The organism is Citrobacter sp. RHBSTW-00671 (assembly GCF_014103415.1).
Lineage (GTDB): Bacteria > Pseudomonadota > Gammaproteobacteria > Enterobacterales > Enterobacteriaceae > Citrobacter.
Genome location: NZ_JABXPR010000001.1, coordinates 3,355,962 through 3,376,893, shown reverse-complemented (window position 1 = coordinate 3,376,893; position 20,932 = coordinate 3,355,962). Strand labels below are relative to the sequence as shown.

Below are 20,932 nucleotides of genomic sequence, written 5' to 3'. Positions count from 1 at the left end.
ATGCGGTTGTTTATTGCCGAAAAACCAAGCCTGGCGCGTGCTATCGCCGATGTGCTGCCGAAACCGCATCGCAAAGGCGATGGTTTTATTGAATGCGGAAATGGGCAAGTGGTGACCTGGTGTATCGGTCACCTGCTTGAACAGGCGCAGCCGGACGCCTACGACAGTCGTTATGCTCGCTGGAGCCTGGCCGATCTGCCGATTGTTCCGGAAAAGTGGCAACTACAGCCGCGTCCTTCTGTGACCAAACAACTCAACGTCATTAAACGCTTTTTACATGAAGCCAGCGAAGTTATTCACGCCGGAGACCCCGATCGCGAAGGACAACTGCTGGTGGATGAAGTGCTGGATTACCTGCAACTGGCGCCTGAAAAGCGCCAGCAGGTGCAACGTTGCCTGATTAACGACCTCAACCCACAGGCCGTGGAGCGGGCGATAGAGCGCCTACGTGCAAACAGCGAGTTCATCCCACTGTGCGTGTCGGCACTGGCGCGGGCGCGGGCGGACTGGCTGTACGGTATCAATATGACGCGCGCCTACACTATTCTCGGGCGCAACGCAGGATACCAGGGCGTTCTCTCTGTTGGCCGCGTACAGACACCCGTGCTTGGGCTGGTTGTACGTCGCGATGAAGAGATTGAGAACTTCGTCGCCAAAGACTTCTTCGAGGTAAAAGCGCATATCGTGACACCCGCCGATGAGCGATTTACCGCTATCTGGCAGCCGAGCGAAGCGTGTGAGCCGTATCAGGATGAAGAAGGGCGCTTGCTGAATCGTACGCTGGCTGAGCATGTGGTGAAGCGCATCAACGGTCAGCCGGCGATAGTCACCAGTTATAATGATAAACGGGAATCAGAATCCGCGCCGCTGCCGTTTTCGCTGTCAGCGTTGCAGATTGAAGCCGCGAAACGCTTCGGTTTAAGTGCGCAAAATGTTCTGGATATCTGCCAAAAACTGTACGAAACCTACAAGCTGATTACCTATCCGCGTTCGGACAGTCGCTATCTGCCGGAGGAGCACTTTGCCGGACGTCACGCGGTGTTGAACGCGATTAGCGTTCATGCCCCGGATCTATTGCCGCAGCCTGCTGTGAATCCCGATACGCGAAATCGTTGTTGGGACGATAAAAAGGTGGATGCGCACCACGCTATTATTCCGACAGCGCGCAGCTCATCCATCAACCTGAATGACAACGAAGCGAAAATTTACAACCTGATTGCGCGTCAGTATCTGATGCAGTTTTGCGCGGATGCGGTATTCAGGAAGTGCGTTATTGAGCTGGATATCGCCAAAGGTAAGTTTGTCGCCAAAGCGCGTTTCCTGGCCGAGGCCGGATGGCGCACGCTCCTTGGTAACAAAGAGCGCGATGAAGATAACGACGGGACGCCGCTGCCAGTGGTGGCAAAAGACGATGCGTTGCTGTGTGAAAAAGGCGAAGTGGTTGAACGCCAGACCCAGCCGCCGCGCCACTTTACCGATGCGACGTTGTTGTCGGCAATGACCGGGATCGCGCGCTTTGTGCAGGATAAAGATCTGAAAAAGATCCTCCGCGCGACGGACGGACTGGGAACAGAAGCAACTCGAGCCGGGATTATCGAATTACTGTTTAAACGCGGATTCCTGGTGAAAAAAGGGCGCTATATCCATTCGACCGATGCCGGAAAAGCGTTGTTCCACTCGCTGCCTGAAATGGCGACGCGCCCGGATATGACCGCGCACTGGGAGTCGATTCTGACCCAAATTAGTGAAAAACAGTGTCGTTATCAGGACTTTATGCAACCGTTAGTCGGAACGCTGTATCAGTTAATCGACCAGGCTCGTAGTACACCTGTTCGCCGGTTCCGTGGGATTGCTGCCCCTGGCGGCAGTGAGAAGAAAAAGAGTGTGTCGCGTAAACGTCCGGCAAAAAAAAGCCCGCCATCGGAAGAGGCAGGCGTGTAGTGTATTCGTAGGCCGGATAAGGCACGTGTGCCGCATCCGGCAATGCCTGATGGCGCGACGCTTATCAGGCCTACGGGAGCTACCGTTCTGAATTAAATCACACCCTGGCCCAGCATCGCGTCGGCAACTTTCACAAAGCCTGCGATGTTGGCGCCGCGCACATAGTTGGTCTGCTTGCTTTCGCCGCCGTATTCAACGCAGGCATGGTGAATATCCAGCATGATGTGGTGCAGGCGGGCATCGACTTTCTCCGCCTTCCAGCCCAGACGCGCGGCATTCTGCGCCATTTCCAGACCGGATGTGGCGACACCACCGGCGTTGGCGGCTTTACCCGGCGCGAACAAAACGCCTGCTTCCAGGAACAGATCGGTGGCCTCGATGGTCGTTGGCATATTTGCGCCTTCGGCGACGGCTTTCACGCCATTGGCGATCAGTACGCGTGCGGCATCGACATCCAGTTCGTTCTGGGTTGCGCATGGCAGGGCGATATCAACCGGAACAGACCAGGGTTGTTTACCTTCCAGATAGGTCAGACCAAACTCACGGGCGTAATCCGCCACGCGACCGTCACGGCTGTCTTTAATTGCGCACAGACGCGCCAGTTTTTCTGTTGTAAATCCACTTTCATCAACCACGGTACCGCTGGAATCGGAGGCGGTAACCACACGCGCACCAAACTCCATCGCCTTCTCAATGGCGAATTGTGCAACGTTACCGGAGCCGGAAACAGCCACACGCATCCCTTCAAAGCCCAGACCATGACGTTTGAGCATCGCTTCGGTGAAGTACACCAGACCGTAGCCCGTTGCTTCCGGGCGAATCAGACTGCCACCGAAAGAAAGGCCTTTTCCGGTGAAGACGCAGGCGCTGTTATTGGACAGCTTTTTCATCATCCCGGCCATAAAGCCGACCTCACGACCGCCCACGCCGATATCACCCGCAGGGACGTCGGTATCAGGCCCTAAATGGCGGAACAGTTCGGTCATCAGCGCCTGACAAAAACGCATGATTTCGCCTTCACTTTTACCTTTCGGGTCAAAGTCGCTGCCGCCTTTACCACCGCCCATTGGCAGCGTGGTGAGTGCGTTTTTAAAGGTCTGCTCGAAGCCGAGGAACTTCAGGATCGACAGGTTCACCGAAGGATGGAAACGCATGCCGCCTTTGTACGGGCCAATCGCGGAGCTGAACTGTACACGCCACGCACGGTTAACCTGTACCTGATTGCGATCGTCGAGCCAGACCACGCGGAACTGAATCACTCGCTCCGGTTCAACCAGACGCTCCAGCAAGGACATTTGACGATAGCGCGGGTTTTGCTCAAGGAACGGCCACAGTGTCGTCATTACCTCACGAACGGCTTGCGCGAACTCGGTCTGATTCGGGTCGCGCTTTTGTACATGGTTGAGAAACGACTCCAGAGAACATGTCTGATCCATAGATATAAGAACCTCTTATGTATTGATATGGTTATATTTTTGATATTTGTGTTAAGTGTTTTGCAGTTTTTGACTATACCATCAGCAGTGTGACGAGACGCAAGAAAAAATTAATCCCGCTAAGTAAATTAATATCGCGGCGTTGCTCATAACCAAAAACGATGATCGAGGAACTAAAGTTTCTGCCGGTTTATACCGTTATACTGAGCATAAATGTCAGTTAAAAAGGAAAGAATATGTGCCGTTTAATCATGGCAGGTGCGTTGGTGATGTTATCCAACGGGGTACTGGCAAATCAGCTTTATCGTCCGGATGTGCAAGTGAATGTGCCGCCGGAAGTGTTCAGTTCCAGCGGTCAGCGCGCGCAGCCCTGTAATCAGTGCTGCATTTATCAGGATCAAAACTATTCAGAAGGGGCGGTGGTGAAAGCCGATGGCGTGCTGCTACAGTGCCAGCGCGATGAGAAAACCATCAGCACGAACCCGCTGGTCTGGCGGCGTGTAAAAGAATAAACGCTTCTAATAGCGGGATATCGGCAGGCGCGAGTGGATAACGCAGCGCCTCTTTGGGGGAGCACCAGACTAAATCCTGATGCTCATGGGCGTAAAGCTCACCCTGATAAGCCGGCACGTGCCAGGCATGCAGGTGTATCAATCGGCCTGACACTTCACGCTGATGGCTGGCGATGTAATTCCCAACGATAGCCTCGATACCCAGTTCCTCACGTAATTCACGGACCAGCGCCTGTGGCTGGCTCTCTCCAGGTTCAACCTTACCACCAGCAAATTCCCACATACCGGATTGATCTGCATGCTGCGGGCGTTGAGCCAGTAAAATTTTGCCATCACGTTCAATAATCGCAGCGACCACGTCGAGGGTTTTCATCATATTCATCAAGATCTAACAGCAGAAAATGACATAATATAGTTAACCATGGGTTTGACCAAAAGTATTCAGGAGCAACCGTTGAATGAACCTCAGTCATGGGTAAAACCGTTGACGCGTATCCCTTCCAGTTTGAAACCGCTTGTAGCAACACAGAAAAAACACTATGGCGATGTGCTACATCCCACGCGCTGGTGGGGGCGAATGCCATTTCTGTTCTGGCTGGTGGCGCTGTTTGTTGGCTTCCTTGAGCGTAAGCGGGCGCGCTTAACGCCGGTGATGCGAGCATTGTTGATGACACGTGTTTCTCAGGTGTGCCATTGTGCCTTTTGTGTGGATGCTAACAGTTTACGTCTGGCTGAACGTTGCGGCGCACTGGATAAAGTATTGCAGGTGGCTAATTGGCAGGAATCGACGCTGTTCAGTGAAGAAGAACGTGTCGCACTGGCTTATGCGGATGCCGTTACCGCCACGCCGCCTCGGGTTGATGAGGCATTAAAGGCGCAAATGAAGCTGTATTTTACCGAGGATGCCATTACTGAAATGACCGCGCTGATTGCGTTCCAGAATCTCTCGGCGCGCTTTAATGCCGCCCTTGATATTCCTTCGCAGGGACTGTGCGACACCTTCAAAGGACGCCCACATGCTTGACTGCCATCTTCATCCGCGCTTAAAACCGCTTTTGCATCGGTGTGTGCGGGTTATCGATAAGCCCGCAATTACGCCGGATGGCCTGACACTGGTTGGTTTTGCCATTGGTGTGCTGGCGCTGCCGTTTCTGGCTTTAGGCTGGTATCAGGCGGCGTTGGTGGCCATCGTGCTAAATCGTCTGTTTGATGGGCTGGACGGTGCGCTGGCGCGGCGCAGGGGGCTTACTGATGCCGGCGGGTTTCTCGATATCTCGCTCGACTTTCTTTTTTACGCCTTAGTGCCGTTTGGTTTTATTCTGGCCGCACCGGAGCTGAATGCGCTGGCTGGCAGCTGGCTGTTGTTTGCCTTTATCGGAACGGGGAGCAGTTTTCTCGCCTTTGCCGCGTTGGCGGCGAAACACCAGATTGATAATCCGGGTTATGCGCATAAGTCGTTTTATTATCTGGGCGGGCTGACCGAAGGAACCGAGACCATTTTGCTGTTTGTGCTGGGCTGCCTGTTCCCAGGCTATTTTGCCCTGATGGCATGGATATTTGGCGCGCTGTGCTGGATGACAACACTCACCCGGATCTGGAGTGGATATTTGACGCTGAAAGCGGCTCAGCGTCAGGCGTAACGTATTGCGTTGCCGGATACGCTTATCCGGCAATCATACCAATCTTACTTGCTGCTGTCCGGACCACGTTCACCGCTGGCTACCGGGTTCTTCGGATCGCTGCTCCACTCATACCAACCGCCATCATAGACCGACACGTTTTGCCAGCCCATTGCGCGGGCGTACATAAAGGTTTCTGAGGCGCGCCAACCGGTACCGCAATAGAAAGAAACCTGCTGATCCGGCAGAATGTTCCATTGCTTCCACATTGCGGCGATGTCGTCTGCACTGCGCATCGTGCCATCCGGATTATGGAAATCTTCCATGTGGGTGGAGTCACTTCCTGCATGACCCCAACGAGCGCCAGCGATTTCACCTTTTGGCTTGATGTAGCTATATCCACTGGTGGTGCCGATAAACTCTGGCCACGAACGGATGCTGACCAGTGACGCATCCTGGCGATGCAGCAAGCCGCGAGCCTGCGCCATATCCAGCATCAATTGTGGTTGGGCGGGGATCGTGACGCCAAAATCCGGTTCAGGTTTGACCGTCGGCGGGGTGCCGCGTTCGACGGGTAAACCTGCGTCGGACCAGGTTTGCCATCCACCGTCGAGCAGGCGCACATCTTTTACACCCGCATACAGCATGATTTGCGCCACGCGTGCGGCGGCGTACACATCGCGGCCATACAAAATGACCGTGGTGTCGTGGCGGATACCGTGTTTAGCCAGCATCGCTTTTAGCTGTTCGTCGGAGACTTTATTCCACAGCGGTTCGCTTTCCACTTCGTTAGTGTCAATGTATCCCGCACCCGGAATATGGCTCAGCAGATAAAATTTTGGCGCACCCCAGGCCGCTTCAATGACTTTCCAGTCACCAGTCGGTTTTGCGGTAACGTCTTTGCCTTGCTGAAGATCGTGTAACCATTGTGGGTAGACCAACTGTTCGAAGTGCGGCAGACGTTGCAACCGTGCAGGGTCCTGTAGCGCATCGCTAAGGGTCGAAATATGGCTAAAACCCACTTTTTGCAGGCGGGCTTTGACGGCTTTTACATCGCTGTCGTTGCCATACAGTGCCACTGGCGCATCGGTTTTTAACTGATGTGCCTGAACCCAGGCGGTAAGTTGTTCATCGTTCATCTTATCGAGCCAGGCGGCGGACAGATTCAGTGCGGAGGGTTCGTGCCCGGAAGGACCATTGAGCGACTGAGGCCAGCCGTTATAAAAAGCGCTCAGACGGGTATCGATTGCCGCGCCTTGTTTTTGCTGTAACTGGTTGAGGGTAAGCGTCTGCGCTGTTTCAGCAGCCCAGGATGAAGCGCAAGCGAGCCCTAAAGCCAGTGCCAGCGCGGTCATTTGAGAAACACGTTTCATCGAATAGCCCGACGTTGAAAAAAGAGGACGACATTCTGTGCCGCCGGTTAAGTAAAATCCTTGCGTTAACGCAGCATAACGCCACATTCACGCCCAGGAACCCATTTGTACTACCCGGCCTGCCGGGGGGACGTCTTGCGTATCGTGGGTGACTTGCACCACAGGGATCCCCAGCGTCCGCACTTCGGTGAACACCCACTGGCGAAACGTATCCCGCAGTGACGCATCCAGGCGACTGAAGGGTTCATCCAGCAGCAAAGCCTGCGGTTGCGCCAGCAGGGCGCGAAGCAGGGCGATGCGTGAACGTTGCCCCCCGGACAGCGATGCCGGGTCGCGATGATAAAAGCCTGCCAGGTCCGCACGCTCAAGGGCATGCTCCACTTCATCGCGTCTCGCCGTGCCTTTCAGGTCAGCGGGAAGCGCCAGTGATAAATTTTGTCCAACACTGAAATGATCAAACAGCAGGGCATCCTGGAACAGAATACCAATCTGGCGCTGCGCGGTAGGTAATGTGTCAACGCGCCGTTCATTGAGCCATAGTTGACCGGAGGCACGAAATTGATCGGGGAGCGCACCAATCATCCACGAAAATAGTGAAGACTTGCCGCTTCCTGAAGGACCCATAATAGTGACAATGTCACCTTTATTGACCTGAAGGTTGACGCCAGTCAGCAGGGGTGTTGAACCCAGGTACAGGGAAACATCTTGCACTATGAGCATTAGCGGAGTCCTTGTCGAAAGCGGCCAGCCAGGGCGGAAAGCGAGGCTGCGAGTGCGAAAACAACCAACGGTAACAGCAATTGCCATAGCGCCTGTGCCGCCAGAATAGCGGTGCTACCACCGCTGCTTAATGCTACGGCTTCGGTCGTGAGTGTGGGATAACGACCTGCGCCTAACCATAATGTTGGCATGTACTGGGCAATACTAACCGAAAATCCTACGGCGAAAGCAATCAGTGCCGGGCGCAGAATCAACGGGCATTTTACCTGCCAGAAGATGCGGTTTTGTGTCCAGCCCAGCGTTTGCGCAATCACAATAAGGCGCGAGTCAATACGCTGCCATGCAGGTTTAAGCACAAACAGCATCCACGGTGTTACCCACAATAAATGCCCCCAGACCACCGTGATGAACTGACCATCCTGTTCAGCATATAGCGCCAGTGTGTATTGCCCGGTGACCAGCGGTAACGCGGGTAAGATAATGGGCAACCAGACCCAACGGTGTCCGGTTTGTGGCCCCCATTCCAGCCATATCAACAGTGTGACCAGCGCAAGCGTACTGGCCAGAACCCCCATTTGCAGGCTGTTGATCAGCGCATCTCGGTTCAGCGATGAGTATTCTGCCATCAGGAGCAGAACGACTGCGCACACAACGCCGCTGATGGGCAGAAGTTGTATCAGCGAACGTCCGGCTGTACAGGATGAAAAATGCAGGCGAATACCGCTGATTGCCGGAATTGTGCGCCGCCAGCCGCGCCAGAGCAGATAGCCCACCAGCGCAAAAATGACCAGTAACAGCACCAGCAGTAAGCTGGCGAGCGCACCTTTTGTCTGCTGGTCGGCGTCGCCCTGGCTTAACCATTGCCAGCTCAACACCGCGAGTGTTGGCGGGTTGCCGGGCCCAAGGACGATCGCGACATCCACGACGGAGAGCGACCACGCGACAATCGCCAGCATAACTTTCCCTAGCGCTGGCGCGATAGAGGGCAGTACCAGCCAGTTCAGACACTGCAACCGGCTGTAACCCAGTGAGTCCATCACGATGACCTGTTGCGACAATTGCTTTTCACTCAATAAAGCGGAAAGGACCCAGAGCAAAAAAGCGCTTTCTTTCACCGCCAATGTGATGCCCAGACCCACACCGTAGCGGTCCAACAGTGGGCTGAGAAACGGCAATATACGGTAGAGCATGCCGCCTTCGGCGAAAAGTAACAGCATGCTGGTGGCAAAAGCAACGTGCGGAACCGCCAGCAGCCAGGGGAGGCGAGTACAAAGCCGCGCCCATCCAGCGCCGGGCCAGAATGCAAGGACGGTCAGCAGAGCGATACTGAGCGCGCCAGTGGCTGCCAGCGTGACAGAAACCAGTGTCGCCAGTAACGCTTGCAGGAGTTGGGGATCGGCAAACAGCGCCAGCCAGTGTGCAAGGGAAAGCGCTGGCGCAATTAGCGTAAAAGCCGCAGGGACCAGCGGCAAGTAGATTGCCGCCATGAAGGCCCAGAGCAGCAGAATTAATGCGTACCGTAACGGCGTAGCCATTCTTGTTCCAGTGCATTTACCCAGGCTGCATGTGGCTCAGGCAGGACTGCGGGGAGTCCTTGCGGGATTCGAGCCAGTAGCGCTTCCCGCTGTTCGGCTGGTAACTTTTGGGGGGCAAGCACTGAAGGATCGCCCCAAAAGGTTGGGTCAGCTTTGCGGAGCTGCGCTTCAGGCGAGAGCAGGAAGTTAGCCACCACTTTCGCCCCGGCACTGGCACGCGCATTCGCGGGAATGGTGACAAAATGCACATTACCCAGCATGCCCTGAGAGAAGCCAAAACTATAGCTATTTTTCGGTAACTCGCCGCGAGCGATTTTTTGCTGTGCATGCGCAGGGTTAAAGGTTAACGATATCCGCAGCGTGCCGCTATTCAGCAGGGCATCCATGCGGGCAGGCGTAGGGGGAAAGTCTTTCCCTTCGCGCCACAGTGCGGGATGTAAGGCATCAAGATACTGCCACAAGGGGGCGGTAACCTCGGCGAACGTAGCTGGTTCGGGCGCGCTTTTCAGTGCTTGTGGTTTTGCGGTGAGCGTAATCAGCAACTGTTCGAGAAAAGCGGTACCGGTAAAGTCGGGTGGGCGCGGATAAGTCACCGTGCCGGGATGCGCTCGCGCAAATTCCAGCAGTGCCTGCGCAGAACGAGGGGGATGTTCGGTGATATCCCGATTGGCGATAAAGGTTAACTGCGCGCCACCCCACGGAGATTCGGCACCCTCTGTTGGAATGGCGAAGTCTTCAGTCACCGGTTGTTGGGTATCCACGTAACGCCAGTTGGGCAGCATTTGCGCCCACTGCGTTTGCAGCAGGCCAGCGTCTTTCAGGGTGCGAAAATTCTCGCCATTGACCCACAGAAGATCAACCGAACCGCCTGTTTTACGCCCTGAAGCTGCTTCGGTCTGGATGCGTTTTACAGCATCGGCGGCATCCGCCAGACGGACAATTTTCAGGTTAATGGCGTAGTGTGTTTTCATCTCACCGCTAACCCAGTCGAGATACTGATTAACGGCGTTATCGCCGCCCCAGGCGTTAAACCACACCGTCTGACCCCGGGCGTCGTTTTTGATTTGCTGCCAGTTATCACTCTGCGCAAAGGTCGCCAGCGGAGAGAGCAGCAAACCCAGGCACAATAAACAGTAACGCATAGTATCTCCAGTCGTTTATGGAGGCTTCAGGAACGCTTCCTGTGCCGCTCAAGATAAAGGCCTCTTGCCACTGAAATCACGACACTCAGGGCAAACAGAATAAACAGCCCGGTCACAAACCAATATGTGCCGCCGGTCAGCAGGCTACCAGCCCATGAGTAAACGATAGTGGCAGGCAACTGGCCAATACCGGTGGCGATGAAAAAATGACGAAAGCGGATGGACGTCAGGCCAGCGGCGTAACTGACCGGATCGAAGGGAACGAAAGGCAACAGGCGGCAAACCAGAATGGCATGTTTACCGTAGCGCTCAAAAAAGGCGTCCATATTTTCCAGCACCGTTTTACCGGTTAATCTTTCTACCGCGCTGCGACCGAACACCCGGGCGATAAAAAAGCAGAGTGCTGCACCCGCCATCGCACTGGTCCAGGAGAGAACACCGCCCCAGAATGCGCCAAACAATGAGGCATTCGCAAAGGTGATCAGGAAGGCAGGAAGCGGGGCGATGATCGCCTGTAAAATCATCAGGAAGAATGATACGACCGCGGCCTGAGGTCCCCAGGAGCGAATGAAATTTTCAAGCGCATGCTGATCAAGCGAGGTAAACGCAGTCAGGCTCTGCGTGAGAAAGTCTCTCACGTCGGGCAGCCATGCCCACGCCATTAACGCGACGACCAACAGGGCAATGAACCCAGCCCGGCAACACTTTCTGAACTGTGTCTTATTCAGCGTTCTCATTTACCGGCAAGCTCTCGATTTGCAGAGGGGTCGACATGTTTATATCGGGCCCAGGCTTTTGCCGCCTGCACGAGGGCAAACAATGCAAAGCCTGCAACACTGAGTTTAACGATAAACGCCCAGGTGATGCCTCCACTGGCGAGTTCGTGTGACATCAGCGTATAGATAAAGATACCGGGTAACGTGGTGATAGCTGAAATCAGTGTAAATGACCAGAACGGAATGGCCGTCAGTCCGTAAGCATAATTCTGAATATTATAAGGAAACAGGGGTACGAGGCGGGTCAGGATCAGAAAGTCGATACCGCTATGGACAATGCCTTTTTCGATCGCCTGAAACGTCGCCGTATGCCCGACGTGTTTCAGTAATAGTTCCCGCCCAAGCCAGCGTGCCAGTAAAAATGACAATGCCGAGGCAACGGTTGCTGCCAGTAAAGAGATGAGCGTGCCAACCAGTGGGCCGAAAAGGATACCGCCGACAATCACCAGAATGCTGCCGGGTATCAGGCACAGCGCCGCGACGATAAAGAGCAGAATATAAAGCGCGTAGCCGAACAGCCCGCTTTGGCGGATGACATCTTGTAAATGATGGAGATTGGTTATCAGGTCAGACAGACCAAAATAGTGGAAAACCCCAGCCAGGGCGCAGAATAGCACTGCCACAATCAGCAGTCGGTATTCTGCCTTATGCGAACTTCTTTTTCATGCGGGGTCTCCTGTAAATCCGTGGGTAATGATGCGTTTTCACCAGCGAAAAGTGCGCGCGAAGATATATTAAAATCCCGCTCGCAACAATGTATTACCGTCGCTTTATTGATTTTGCACAGAATATACTGACTCTCCAGGCGAGGCCCGGAGAGCGAAAAAATGCAGATGATTAGACGCGGAATTTTGCCCACACTGGCGCGTGGTCGGACGGTTTTTCCATGCTGCGGATCTCATAGTCGATACCCGTTTCTTCGCAGCGTTCCGCCAGCGGATTGCTTGCCAGCAGTAGGTCAATACGCAGACCACGGTTATCGTCGAAGCCTTTCGAGCGGTAATCAAACCACGAGAACTGGTCGTTTTTATCAGGATGCGCGTGACGATAGGTGTCCACCAGCCCCCAACCTAATAGACGTTCCATCCACTCACGTTCTTCCGGCAGGAAGGAACATTTTCCGGTACGCAGCCAGCGTTTGCGATTCTCTTCGCCGATGCCGATATCCAGGTCGGTTGGGCTGATATTCATATCACCCATGATCAGCACCGGATTATCGCGTTTCAGCTCCGTCTCAAGATAGTTTTGTAAGTTCTGATAGAACGCCGCTTTCGCCGGGAATTTGGTTTCATGGTCGCGGCTTTCGCCCTGTGGGAAGTAGCCGTTGATGACGGTGATGTTGCCAAGCGGAGACGGGATCTCCGCCATAATGATACGGCGCTGAGCCTCTTCGTCATCATTCGGGAAACCACGGCGCACTGCAATCGGTGTCTCTTTGGTCAACAGTGCCACGCCGTAATGGCCTTTCTGTCCGTGATAGAAAACGTTGTAGCCCAGTTTTGCTACCTCTTCGAGCGGGAACATATCGTCGTGAACTTTTGTCTCCTGTAAGCCAATAACATCCGGTTGGTGTTTTTCGACAATGGCTGCCAGTTGATGAGGACGGGCACGCAGGCCGTTGATATTAAAAGAGACAAATTTCATAGTCGCTGCCACTTTGTAAGATGAATAGTGCAAGGATGGTAGCAGAATTTCGACGAACTGACTGCTTCTTGTCACCTGATTCCAACAATGATTGCTAATGGTGTTAACGATGGAGCAAAAACTGCACCGTTTTGGCGCGAAGCGCGTCGCTATGGGGCAATAATTTCCGATAAATTTCGTATACGATCACAATTCCAGAATTATATTTGGCGACTGAATAAAATTGCGGTTTTTCCTCTATTTAGTCCGCTGGTGCGCAAACATATTCACTTTATATGCACATATGGTGAATATCGCCGTGCTGTAACTTGTTGATATTCCGTTCTCTGACCCCGTTTATGCACTTTTTCCGCTGGCTGGCACGAACCCTGCAATCTACATTTACACCGCAAACACTATATTTATTAACATATAAATAACCTTTTATTTACCGTTGAGGTCGCTATGTCTCTGTCAGTTACGCGTGAAAATTTTGATGAATGGATGATGCCTGTCTATGCTCCAGCGCCTTTTATTCCGGTGCGCGGTGAAGGTTCACGTCTGTGGGATCAACAGGGTAAAGAGTACATCGATTTCGCGGGAGGCATTGCGGTTAACGCACTGGGGCATGCACATCCGGCATTGCGTGAGGCATTAAATGACCAGGCCAGCAAATTCTGGCATACCGGCAACGGTTACACCAACGAACCGGTATTGCGTCTGGCGAAGACGCTTATCGACGCGACGTTTGCTGAGCGGGTTTTCTTCTGCAACTCCGGCGCGGAGGCTAACGAAGCTGCACTAAAACTGGCGCGTAAATTTGCCCACGATCGATTTGGCAGCCAAAAAAGCGGCATTGTGGCATTTAAAAACGCCTTCCACGGTCGCACACTGTTTACCGTCAGTGCCGGGGGGCAGCCAGCCTATTCACAGGATTTCGCACCACTGCCGCCGGATATCCGTCACGCGGCGTATAACGATCTCGACTCCGCCAGCCAATTGATTGATGACACCACCTGTGCGGTTATTGTGGAGCCAGTGCAGGGGGAAGGCGGCGTCGTGCCGGCAACCACCGCATTTTTACAAGGGCTGCGTGAATTATGCGATCGGCATAATGCGCTGCTGATCTTTGATGAGGTACAGACCGGCGTTGGGCGTACCGGCGAACTGTATGCCTATATGCACTACGGTGTGACGCCAGACCTGCTGACGACGGCCAAAGCGCTTGGCGGTGGGTTCCCTATTGGCGCGTTATTGACCACCGAACGTTGCAGCAGCGTGATGACCGTGGGCACTCACGGCACAACTTACGGCGGAAACCCATTAGCTACTGCCGTGGCGGGTAAGCTGCTGGAAATTGTTAACACGCCGGAAGTCCTCAATGGTGTGAAACAACGTCATGACTGGTTTGTGGAGCGTATTAACGCCATTAACGAACGTTTTGGTTTGTTTAGTGAAATCCGTGGTCTTGGGCTGCTGATCGGCTGTGTACTGAATGCGGAATTTGCCGGAAAAGCGAAACAGATCTCGCAAGAAGCGGCCAATGCAGGCGTGATGGTACTGATTGCTGGCGCTAACGTGGTGCGTTTTGCGCCAGCGCTAAACGTCAGCCAGGAAGAGGTGGCAACCGGGCTCGACCGTTTTGCGCTGGCATGCGAACGCATTAAAGCAGGAGGTTCATCATGATGGTGATCCGTCCCATTGAACACGCGGATATCGCTGCGTTAATGCAGCTAGCCAGTAAGACCGGTGGTGGGTTGACATCATTGCCTGCAAATGAAGCCACGCTGGCGGCGCGTATTGATCGTTCGTTGAAAACCTGGCAAGGCGAGTTGCCTAAAAGCGAGCAGGGCTACGTTTTTGTATTGGAAGACAGTACCACCGGAACCGTGGCGGGGATTTGTGCGATTGAAGTGGCGGTAGGGCTTAACGATCCCTGGTACAACTACCGTGTTGGCACGTTGGTTCATGCTTCGAAAGAGTTGAATGTCTATAACGCATTGCCGACGCTGTTTCTCAGTAACGATCACACCGGAAGCAGCGAGCTTTGCACCCTGTTTCTCGATCCGGACTGGCGTAAAGAAGGTAACGGCTATTTGCTGTCGAAGTCGCGCTTTATGTTTATGGCGGCGTTTCGTGACCGTTTTAACGAAAAAGTCGTCGCAGAAATGCGGGGTGTCATTGATGAACACGGCTATTCGCCATTCTGGCAAAGCCTTGGCAAGCGTTTTTTCTCGATGGAATTCAGCCGCGCAGATTTTCTCTGTGGCACCGGACAAAAAGCGTTTATTGCAGAGCTGATGCCTAAACATCCTATATACACCCACTTCCTGTCGGAAGAAGCGCAAAGTGTGATTGGCGAAGTGCATCCGCAAACGGCGCCAGCCCGTGCGGTGCTGGAGAAAGAAGGATTTCGCTACCGCAACTATATCGATATTTTCGACGGTGGGCCGACGCTGGAATGCGATATCGACCGGGTACGCGCTATCCGCAAAAGTCGACTGGTGGAGGTGGCTGAAGGTCAACCTGCACCGGGCGAATATCCTGCCTGCCTGGTGGCTAATGAAAATTACCAAAACTTCCGCGTCATGTTAGTGCGTGCCGACCCGAATACCCAACGACTGGTGCTGACGGCAGCGCAACTGGACGCCCTGAAATGCCACGCGGGTGACCATGTACGTTTTGTGCGTCTTTGTGCAGAGGAGAAAGCAGCATGACATTATGGATAAACGGTGACTGGGTGACCGGGCTGGGCGCACGACGGGTGAAAACGAACCCGGTGAGCGGGGATGTGCTGTGGCAAGGCAATGATGCCGATGCGACTCAGGTAGCACTGGCATGCCAGGCGGCGCGGGCCGCTTTTCCGGGCTGGGCGAAACAGGCTTTTGCCGCCCGCCAGGACATTGTCGAGAAATTCGCGACGCTGCTGGAGAGTAATAAAGCAGAACTGACGGCGATCATTGCACGGGAAACCGGCAAGCCGCGTTGGGAAGCTGCAACCGAACTGACGGCAATGATCAATAAAATTGCCATCTCCGTGAAGGCGTATCACACCCGTACCGGTGAACAGCATAACGCGCTGCCAGATGGCGCAGCGACGTTACGCCATCGCCCACACGGTGTGCTGGCCGTGTTTGGCCCGTATAACTTCCCCGGTCATTTACCTAATGGTCATATCGTTCCGGCGCTGTTGGCTGGCAATACGCTGATTTTCAAGCCCAGCGAGCTGACGCCGTGGACCGGTGAGGCGGTGATCAAACTGTGGGAACAGGCGGGATTACCGCCGGGCGTATTGAACCTGGTACAGGGCGGGCGTGAAACAGGACAGGCACTGAGTGCGCTGGAGGACCTTGATGGTCTGTTGTTTACCGGTAGCGCCAATACGGGTTATCAGCTGCATCGTCAGCTATCTGGCCAGCCGGAAAAGATCCTCGCGCTGGAGATGGGCGGGAACAACCCGCTGATTATCGAGAACCCCGAAGATATTGATGCGGCGGTACATCTGACTATTCAGTCAGCATTTGTTACAGCCGGGCAACGGTGTACCTGCGCCCGTCGTCTGCTGGTTAAAAAAGGGGCGCAGGGCGATGCGTTTCTGGCGCGGCTGGTGGACGTCAGCCAGCGTTTAATGCCGGGCAACTGGGATGCACAACCGCAGCCGTTTATTGGCGGGCTTATTTCTGAACAGGCCGCGCAACATGTTTGTGACGCCTGGCAACGCCTTGCAGCGCAGGGAGGGCGAACCCTGTTGGCACCACGCCAGGTACAAGCGGGAACTTCACTGTTGACCCCCGGCATTATTGAACTGACCGGCGTGGCGAATGTCGCGGATGAAGAGGTCTTCGGCCCGCTGCTCGGTGTCTGGCGTTATGACAGCTTTGATGATGCGATTCGCATGGCCAACAATACCCGCTTTGGTTTGTCGTGCGGGCTGGTTTCACCGGATCGCAATCAGTTTGACCAATTGCTACTGGAAGCTCGTGCGGGCATCGTCAACTGGAATAAGCCGCTAACCGGGGCGGCAAGCACCGCGCCGTTCGGTGGGATTGGTGCTTCAGGCAACCATCGCGCCAGTGCGTGGTATGCCGCAGATTATTGCGCCTGGCCGATGGCGAGCCTGGAATCTCCGACCCTGACGCTGCCGACAGCGCTTAGCCCAGGACTCGATTTTTCACGCGAGGATAAGCCATGAAAGCGCGTGAAGTAAATTTCGACGGCCTGGTGGGACTGACTCACCATTATGCGGGGCTGTCATTTGGTAATGAGGCCTCAACCCGGCACCGTTTCCAGGTGTCGAATCCCCGTCTGGCAGCGAAACAGGGCCTGTTGAAGATGAAGGCGTTGGCCGATGCCGGATTCCCGCAGGCGGTGATCCCGCCTCACGAGCGTCCCTATATTCCCGTGCTGCGCCAACTGGGGTTTAGCGGCAGTGACGAACAGGTGCTGGAAAAGGTGGCCCAGCAGGCACCTCACTGGCTCTCCAGTGCCAGTTCCGCTTCGCCGATGTGGGTGGCGAATGCGGCAACGGTCTGTCCTTCGGCAGATTCGCTGGACGGGAAAGTGCATCTGACCGTCGCCAACCTGAATAACAAGTTTCACCGTTCGCTGGAGGCTCCGACCACGGAAGCGTTGCTAAGCGCAATCTTCCGCGATGAGAGCCGCTTTTCGGTCCATAGCGCATTGCCACAGGTTGCATTACTGGGTGATGAAGGTGCGGCTAACCATAACCGCCTCGGCGGTGATTATGGTGATCCCGGCGTGCAGGTGTTTGTCTATGGTCGGCAAGAGGGCAACGGCGCGCAGCCGAAGCGTTATCCGGCGAGGCAATCACGTGAGGCCAGCGAAGCTGTTGCACGCCTGAATCAGGTGAACCCTAAGCAGATTATCTTTGCTCAGCAAAACCCGGATGTTATCGATCTTGGGGTGTTTCATAACGATGTTATTGCGGTATCAAATCGTCAGGTGCTGTTTTGTCATGAATTGGCGTTTGCCAACCAGCAGGCGTTGTTACAGCAGTTGCGTAGCCAGGTGGCGGGATTTACGGCGCTGGAAGTTCCCCTGGCGGAAGTGTCAGTGCAGGATGCTGTGGCAACGTATCTGTTTAACAGCCAGCTACTCAGTCGTGATGACGGTTCAATGATGTTGGTCTTGCCGCAGGAATGCCGGGAGCATGCAGGGGTATGGCATTATTTAAACCGTCTGCTTGAAGATGACAACCCGATTGACGATCTACGGGTATTCGATCTGCGCGAAAGCATGTCTAACGGTGGTGGACCGGCGTGTCTGCGCCTTCGGGTCGTGTTAACCCCACAGGAGCAACAGGCGGTGAACCCGGCGGTTCTCATGAATGATGTGCTGTTTAACACGCTGAATAACTGGGTTGATCGTTACTATCGCGATCGCCTTACCGCAGCCGATCTTGCTGATCCGCAGTTGCTGCGCGAAGGGCGTGAAGCATTGGATACGTTGACACAATTACTCAAACTCGGTTCGGTGTATCCCTTCCAGCAGGAGCGTACACGTCATGGATAATTTCCTTGCGCTGACGCTTGCGGGGGACTCGCCAGATGCCTCCCGGGGGAAAGTTCACGGTTTTGACTGGCAATGGATTGGGCATGGCATGCTGGAGCTGACGCCGGTTGTTCCGGTTGAGCGTTCGCTGGTTTTGTCTGCGGGGATTCATGGTAATGAAACCGCACCAGTAGAAATACTGGACACCTTGCTGTCCGGGTTGTTTAGCGGCACGCTGCCGCTGACATGGCGGCTATTGGTGATCCTGGGCAATCCGCAGGCGTTAGCTGCGGGCAAACGCTATTGTCATAGCGACCTGAATCGTATGTTTGGCGGTCGCTGGCAGCTCTTCGATGAGAGCGGTGAAACACGGCGTGCCCGCGAGCTTGAACGGTGTCTGGAAGATTTTTACGCGCGGGCACAGGCACCTGTTCGCTGGCATCTCGATCTCCACACGGCTATTCGCGGGTCACATCATTTGCGTTTTGGCGTGCTACCGCAGCGTGATGTGGCATGGGATGAGGCGTTTCTTCACTGGCTGGGGGATGCGGGGCTTGAGGCTCTGGTTTTCCACCAGGCGCCAGGCGGAACGTTTACCCATTTTAGTGGGGAGCATTTTGGCGCGCTGGCCTGCACGCTGGAGCTGGGCAAGGCGCTGCCGTTTGGGCAAAACAACCTGTCACAGTTTGCTCACACTGCGCAGGCGCTGGCAATGTTGTTGGCAGGCAGCCCCGTAGCGGCAGCTGAGACGCCGCCGCTACGCTATCGCGTGGTGGCGCAAATTACACGGCGCAGCGACGATTTCATTCTCTACATGGACAACCAGACGCTGAACTTTACCGCGTTTAAAGAGGGAACCGTGCTGGCTCAGGATGGTGATGAACGTTTTATCGTCACCCATAGCGTTGAATATGTTCTCTTTCCTAATCCAAATGTGGCCTGTGGTTTACGCGCGGGACTGATGCTGGAAAGGGTGTAAAAGATATATCCGCCCTTGGGTTAATCTCTGAGGGCTTATTTTTGCGTGCTGTTTATATTTATTACGGATTATTCCTGGTAAGTTGCTTTCTTAATAACCAGAGTTCAGGTATAGTTCTTCATAATCCTTTCAAAATCATCCTGTTGTAATTTTTTATTTCAACTCTCCGCAATTTATTCTTTTTTTCTTCATAATTGATGAAAGTTTGTTTTTTACACTTTCATTGTTTTACCGTTGCTCTGATTAATTGACGCTTAAGCCGGTAAAGTTAATCCCGTCAACACGACATCACATTGCATAAGCATCGCATGAATGTCGTAAGAATAACTGAAAGGAAGGATAGAAATTATGCGTAAATTGACTGCTCTGTTTGTTGCCTCTACCCTGGCGCTGGGCGCTGCAAACCTGGCTCATGCCGCTGACGCTACCACAGCCGCTCCGGCAGATGCCAAACCGATGATGCACCACAACGGTAAGTTTGCCCCGCATCATGACATGATGTTTAAAGACCTGAACCTGACCGATGCACAGAAACAGCAGATCCGCGACATCATGAAAGGTCAGCGCGATCAGATGAAACGTCCTCCGCTGGAAGAACGCCGTGCAATGCACGATATCATCGCCAGCGATAGCTTCGATAAAGCGAAAGCTGAAGCGCAGATTGCGAAGATGGAAGAGCAGCGCAAAGCTAACATGCTGGCGCATATGGAAACGCAGAACAAAATTTATAACATTCTGACCCCGGAACAGAAAAAACAGTTTAATGCCAATTTTGAGAAGCGTCTGACAGAACGTGCAGCGCAGAAAGGTAAAATGCCACAGGCTGCCGAATAATCGGTAGGCGTCTATACTCAATCATTCACGCTGTGTCGGAGCAGATTGCCCCGGACAGCGTGAAAAAAAACTTAAGACCGCCGGCCTTGTCCACAACACGTTTAACGATGTGGGCAGGATCGGCGGTTTTTTCTTTCCGACCTCTTGCACAGCGCTTCGGACACGTTATGCTCCTGAAGCCCGCGAAAATGCTACCTGGATCAGCGCGTTAAACTTTCTTGCAAAACGCCATGGTCATCGCTAAGGCAAATCAACTCTGCTGCCGATAACAACGAGCAGGGTGAATGATAACAATGATGATTTGGCTGCCTGATGACGGCATGTCGGCGCACAGTGCCTTTCTGGAGGGATGATGGAGTACTTTGATATCCGCAAAATGCCGGTTAATCTCTGGCGTAATGGTGCGGGAGAAACGCGTGAAATATGTTGTTTTCCGCCAGCAACGCGCGACTTTCACTGGCGGGCGAGTATTGCCTCCATTGCTGCGAACGGCGAGTTTTCACTCTTCCCCGGCGTTGAGCGCGTTATTACGCTGCTCGAAGGGGGAGAAGTCACGCTGGAAGGCGCTAACACGCTACCGCATACGCTAAAACAGCATCAGCCTTTTACTTTCGCCGGCGACCGCGTGGTAAAAGCGAAGCTGACGGAAGGGCAGATGTCGATGGATTTTAATATCATGACTCGTCGGGATGTTTGCCAGGCGAAAGTTCGTGTGGCTGACCGGACGTTTACGACCTTTGGTTCGCGTGGCGGCGTGGTATTTGTGATTAGCGGAGCCTGGCAACTGGGGGATAAGTTGCTGACGGCTGACCAGGGGGCGTGCTGGCATGACGGTAAGCATACGTTGCGACTGTTGGAGCGCGAGGGGAAGTTGCTGTTTAGTGAGATTAACTGGAAGCCTGGTTTTTCGCCTGATTCGGTGCAATGACGT

The 20,932-nt window shown here is 54.0% G+C and carries 20 protein-coding genes; 11 read left to right on the top strand and 9 right to left on the bottom strand.

Annotation, left to right across the window (positions count from 1 at the left end; all coding sequences use genetic code 11):
* Entirely contained in the window at nt 1–1,941 is a 1,941-nt protein-coding gene (gene topB / locus HV261_RS16220; RefSeq protein WP_202039710.1) for a DNA topoisomerase III, read from the top strand.
* 92 nt (nt 1,942–2,033) lie between these two features.
* Here the strand turns inward: topB and gdhA are convergent, their stop codons facing one another.
* A complete protein-coding gene (gdhA, locus tag HV261_RS16215) occupies nt 2,034–3,377 on the bottom strand; it encodes an NADP-specific glutamate dehydrogenase (RefSeq protein WP_137383421.1) in 1,344 nt (447 codons plus the stop codon).
* Nucleotides 3,378–3,628: 251 nt separating this feature from the next.
* On the opposite strand from gdhA, the gene HV261_RS16210 reads away from it, so the two are divergent.
* On the top strand, nt 3,629–3,889 hold the full coding sequence (locus tag HV261_RS16210) for a YnjH family protein (RefSeq protein WP_442781069.1): 261 nt from the start codon (nt 3,629–3,631) through the stop codon (nt 3,887–3,889).
* Here HV261_RS16210 and HV261_RS16205 read toward each other — a convergent pair.
* Complete coding sequence (locus tag HV261_RS16205) at nt 3,849–4,262, bottom strand: pyrimidine (deoxy)nucleoside triphosphate diphosphatase (RefSeq protein WP_202039709.1); 414 nt, start codon at nt 4,260–4,262, stop codon at nt 3,849–3,851. The two genes, HV261_RS16210 and HV261_RS16205, sit on opposite strands and share 41 nt — an antisense overlap.
* 81 nt (nt 4,263–4,343) lie before the next feature.
* On the opposite strand from HV261_RS16205, the gene HV261_RS16200 reads away from it, so the two are divergent.
* Entirely contained in the window at nt 4,344–4,913 is a 570-nt protein-coding gene (locus tag HV261_RS16200; protein WP_202038836.1) for a carboxymuconolactone decarboxylase family protein, read from the top strand.
* Complete coding sequence (locus tag HV261_RS16195; RefSeq protein WP_202038835.1) at nt 4,906–5,529, top strand: CDP-alcohol phosphatidyltransferase family protein; 624 nt, start codon at nt 4,906–4,908, stop codon at nt 5,527–5,529. The genes HV261_RS16200 and HV261_RS16195 overlap by 8 nt, the downstream gene beginning before the upstream one ends.
* Before the next feature lie 44 nt (nt 5,530–5,573).
* Here HV261_RS16195 and HV261_RS16190 read toward each other — a convergent pair whose 3' ends face one another.
* The 7 genes from HV261_RS16190 to xthA form a co-directional block, all read right to left on the bottom strand.
* Entirely contained in the window at nt 5,574–6,881 is a 1,308-nt protein-coding gene (locus HV261_RS16190; protein ID WP_202038834.1) for a sulfurtransferase, read from the bottom strand.
* A gap of 87 nt (nt 6,882–6,968) precedes the next feature.
* Nucleotides 6,969–7,601, bottom strand: coding sequence for an ABC transporter ATP-binding protein (locus tag HV261_RS16185; RefSeq protein WP_202038833.1), 633 nt, complete (start codon nt 7,599–7,601; stop codon nt 6,969–6,971).
* Nucleotides 7,601–9,136 (bottom strand): ABC transporter permease family protein, encoded by a 1,536-nt coding sequence (locus HV261_RS16180; protein ID WP_202038832.1) that lies wholly within the window; start codon nt 9,134–9,136, stop codon nt 7,601–7,603. The genes HV261_RS16185 and HV261_RS16180 overlap by 1 nt, the downstream gene beginning before the upstream one ends.
* On the bottom strand, nt 9,109–10,278 hold the full coding sequence (locus HV261_RS16175; RefSeq protein WP_202038831.1) for an ABC transporter substrate-binding protein: 1,170 nt from the start codon (nt 10,276–10,278) through the stop codon (nt 9,109–9,111). The genes HV261_RS16180 and HV261_RS16175 overlap by 28 nt, the downstream gene beginning before the upstream one ends.
* A 26-nt stretch (nt 10,279–10,304) precedes the next feature.
* Nucleotides 10,305–11,006, bottom strand: a complete 702-nt coding sequence (locus tag HV261_RS16170; protein ID WP_442781068.1) for a TVP38/TMEM64 family protein — start codon at nt 11,004–11,006, stop codon at nt 10,305–10,307.
* 5 nt (nt 11,007–11,011) lie between these two features.
* Nucleotides 11,012–11,671: a TVP38/TMEM64 family protein gene (locus HV261_RS16165; protein ID WP_202038829.1), complete on the bottom strand. Its 660-nt coding sequence runs from the start codon at nt 11,669–11,671 to the stop codon at nt 11,012–11,014.
* A gap of 220 nt (nt 11,672–11,891) precedes the next feature.
* On the bottom strand, nt 11,892–12,698 hold the full coding sequence (xthA, locus tag HV261_RS16160) for an exodeoxyribonuclease III (protein ID WP_116360166.1): 807 nt from the start codon (nt 12,696–12,698) through the stop codon (nt 11,892–11,894).
* A gap of 444 nt (nt 12,699–13,142) precedes the next feature.
* Here xthA and astC point away from each other — a divergent pair, with 444 nt between their 5' ends.
* From astC to ves, 7 genes are all read left to right on the top strand, one after another.
* A complete protein-coding gene (gene astC, locus HV261_RS16155) occupies nt 13,143–14,363 on the top strand; it encodes a succinylornithine/acetylornithine transaminase (RefSeq protein WP_202038828.1) in 1,221 nt (406 codons plus the stop codon).
* A complete protein-coding gene (astA, locus tag HV261_RS16150; protein WP_202038827.1) occupies nt 14,360–15,394 on the top strand; it encodes an arginine N-succinyltransferase in 1,035 nt (344 codons plus the stop codon). Before astC ends, astA begins: the two co-directional genes overlap by 4 nt.
* On the top strand, nt 15,391–16,869 hold the full coding sequence (gene astD / locus HV261_RS16145) for a succinylglutamate-semialdehyde dehydrogenase (protein ID WP_202038826.1): 1,479 nt from the start codon (nt 15,391–15,393) through the stop codon (nt 16,867–16,869). Before astA ends, astD begins: the two co-directional genes overlap by 4 nt.
* Nucleotides 16,866–18,209 (top strand): N-succinylarginine dihydrolase, encoded by a 1,344-nt coding sequence (gene astB, locus HV261_RS16140; RefSeq protein ID WP_202038825.1) that lies wholly within the window; start codon nt 16,866–16,868, stop codon nt 18,207–18,209. Before astD ends, astB begins: the two co-directional genes overlap by 4 nt.
* The gene (astE, locus tag HV261_RS16135; RefSeq protein ID WP_202038824.1) at nt 18,202–19,167 is read left to right on the top strand and encodes a succinylglutamate desuccinylase; all 966 of its coding nucleotides are present in this window, start codon (nt 18,202–18,204) and stop codon (nt 19,165–19,167) included. Before astB ends, astE begins: the two co-directional genes overlap by 8 nt.
* Nucleotides 19,168–19,515: 348 nt before the next feature.
* Nucleotides 19,516–20,001 (top strand): ATP-independent periplasmic protein-refolding chaperone Spy, encoded by a 486-nt coding sequence (gene spy / locus HV261_RS16130; RefSeq protein ID WP_048211888.1) that lies wholly within the window; start codon nt 19,516–19,518, stop codon nt 19,999–20,001.
* Between the two features lie 352 nt (nt 20,002–20,353).
* Nucleotides 20,354–20,929, top strand: a complete 576-nt coding sequence (ves, locus tag HV261_RS16125) for an environmental stress-induced protein Ves (RefSeq protein ID WP_048211887.1) — start codon at nt 20,354–20,356, stop codon at nt 20,927–20,929.
* Nucleotides 20,930–20,932 lie beyond the last annotated feature (3 nt).

Coding starts and splice junctions, on each gene's coding strand:
- topB (WP_202039710.1), top strand. CDS start 1: ATGCGGTTGTTTATTGCCGAAAAACCAAGCCTGGCGCGTGCTATCGCC.
- gdhA (WP_137383421.1), bottom strand. CDS start 3,377: ATGGATCAGACATGTTCTCTGGAGTCGTTTCTCAACCATGTACAAAAG.
- HV261_RS16210 (WP_442781069.1), top strand. CDS start 3,629: ATGGCAGGTGCGTTGGTGATGTTATCCAACGGGGTACTGGCAAATCAG.
- HV261_RS16205 (WP_202039709.1), bottom strand. CDS start 4,262: ATGAAAACCCTCGACGTGGTCGCTGCGATTATTGAACGTGATGGCAAA.
- HV261_RS16195 (WP_202038835.1), top strand. CDS start 4,906: ATGCTTGACTGCCATCTTCATCCGCGCTTAAAACCGCTTTTGCATCGG.
- HV261_RS16190 (WP_202038834.1), bottom strand. CDS start 6,881: ATGAAACGTGTTTCTCAAATGACCGCGCTGGCACTGGCTTTAGGGCTC.
- HV261_RS16185 (WP_202038833.1), bottom strand. CDS start 7,601: ATGCTCATAGTGCAAGATGTTTCCCTGTACCTGGGTTCAACACCCCTG.
- HV261_RS16180 (WP_202038832.1), bottom strand. CDS start 9,136: ATGGCTACGCCGTTACGGTACGCATTAATTCTGCTGCTCTGGGCCTTC.
- HV261_RS16175 (WP_202038831.1), bottom strand. CDS start 10,278: ATGCGTTACTGTTTATTGTGCCTGGGTTTGCTGCTCTCTCCGCTGGCG.
- xthA (WP_116360166.1), bottom strand. CDS start 12,698: ATGAAATTTGTCTCTTTTAATATCAACGGCCTGCGTGCCCGTCCTCAT.
- astC (WP_202038828.1), top strand. CDS start 13,143: ATGTCTCTGTCAGTTACGCGTGAAAATTTTGATGAATGGATGATGCCT.
- astA (WP_202038827.1), top strand. CDS start 14,360: ATGATGGTGATCCGTCCCATTGAACACGCGGATATCGCTGCGTTAATG.
- astD (WP_202038826.1), top strand. CDS start 15,391: ATGACATTATGGATAAACGGTGACTGGGTGACCGGGCTGGGCGCACGA.
- astB (WP_202038825.1), top strand. CDS start 16,866: ATGAAAGCGCGTGAAGTAAATTTCGACGGCCTGGTGGGACTGACTCAC.
- astE (WP_202038824.1), top strand. CDS start 18,202: ATGGATAATTTCCTTGCGCTGACGCTTGCGGGGGACTCGCCAGATGCC.
- spy (WP_048211888.1), top strand. CDS start 19,516: ATGCGTAAATTGACTGCTCTGTTTGTTGCCTCTACCCTGGCGCTGGGC.
- ves (WP_048211887.1), top strand. CDS start 20,354: ATGGAGTACTTTGATATCCGCAAAATGCCGGTTAATCTCTGGCGTAAT.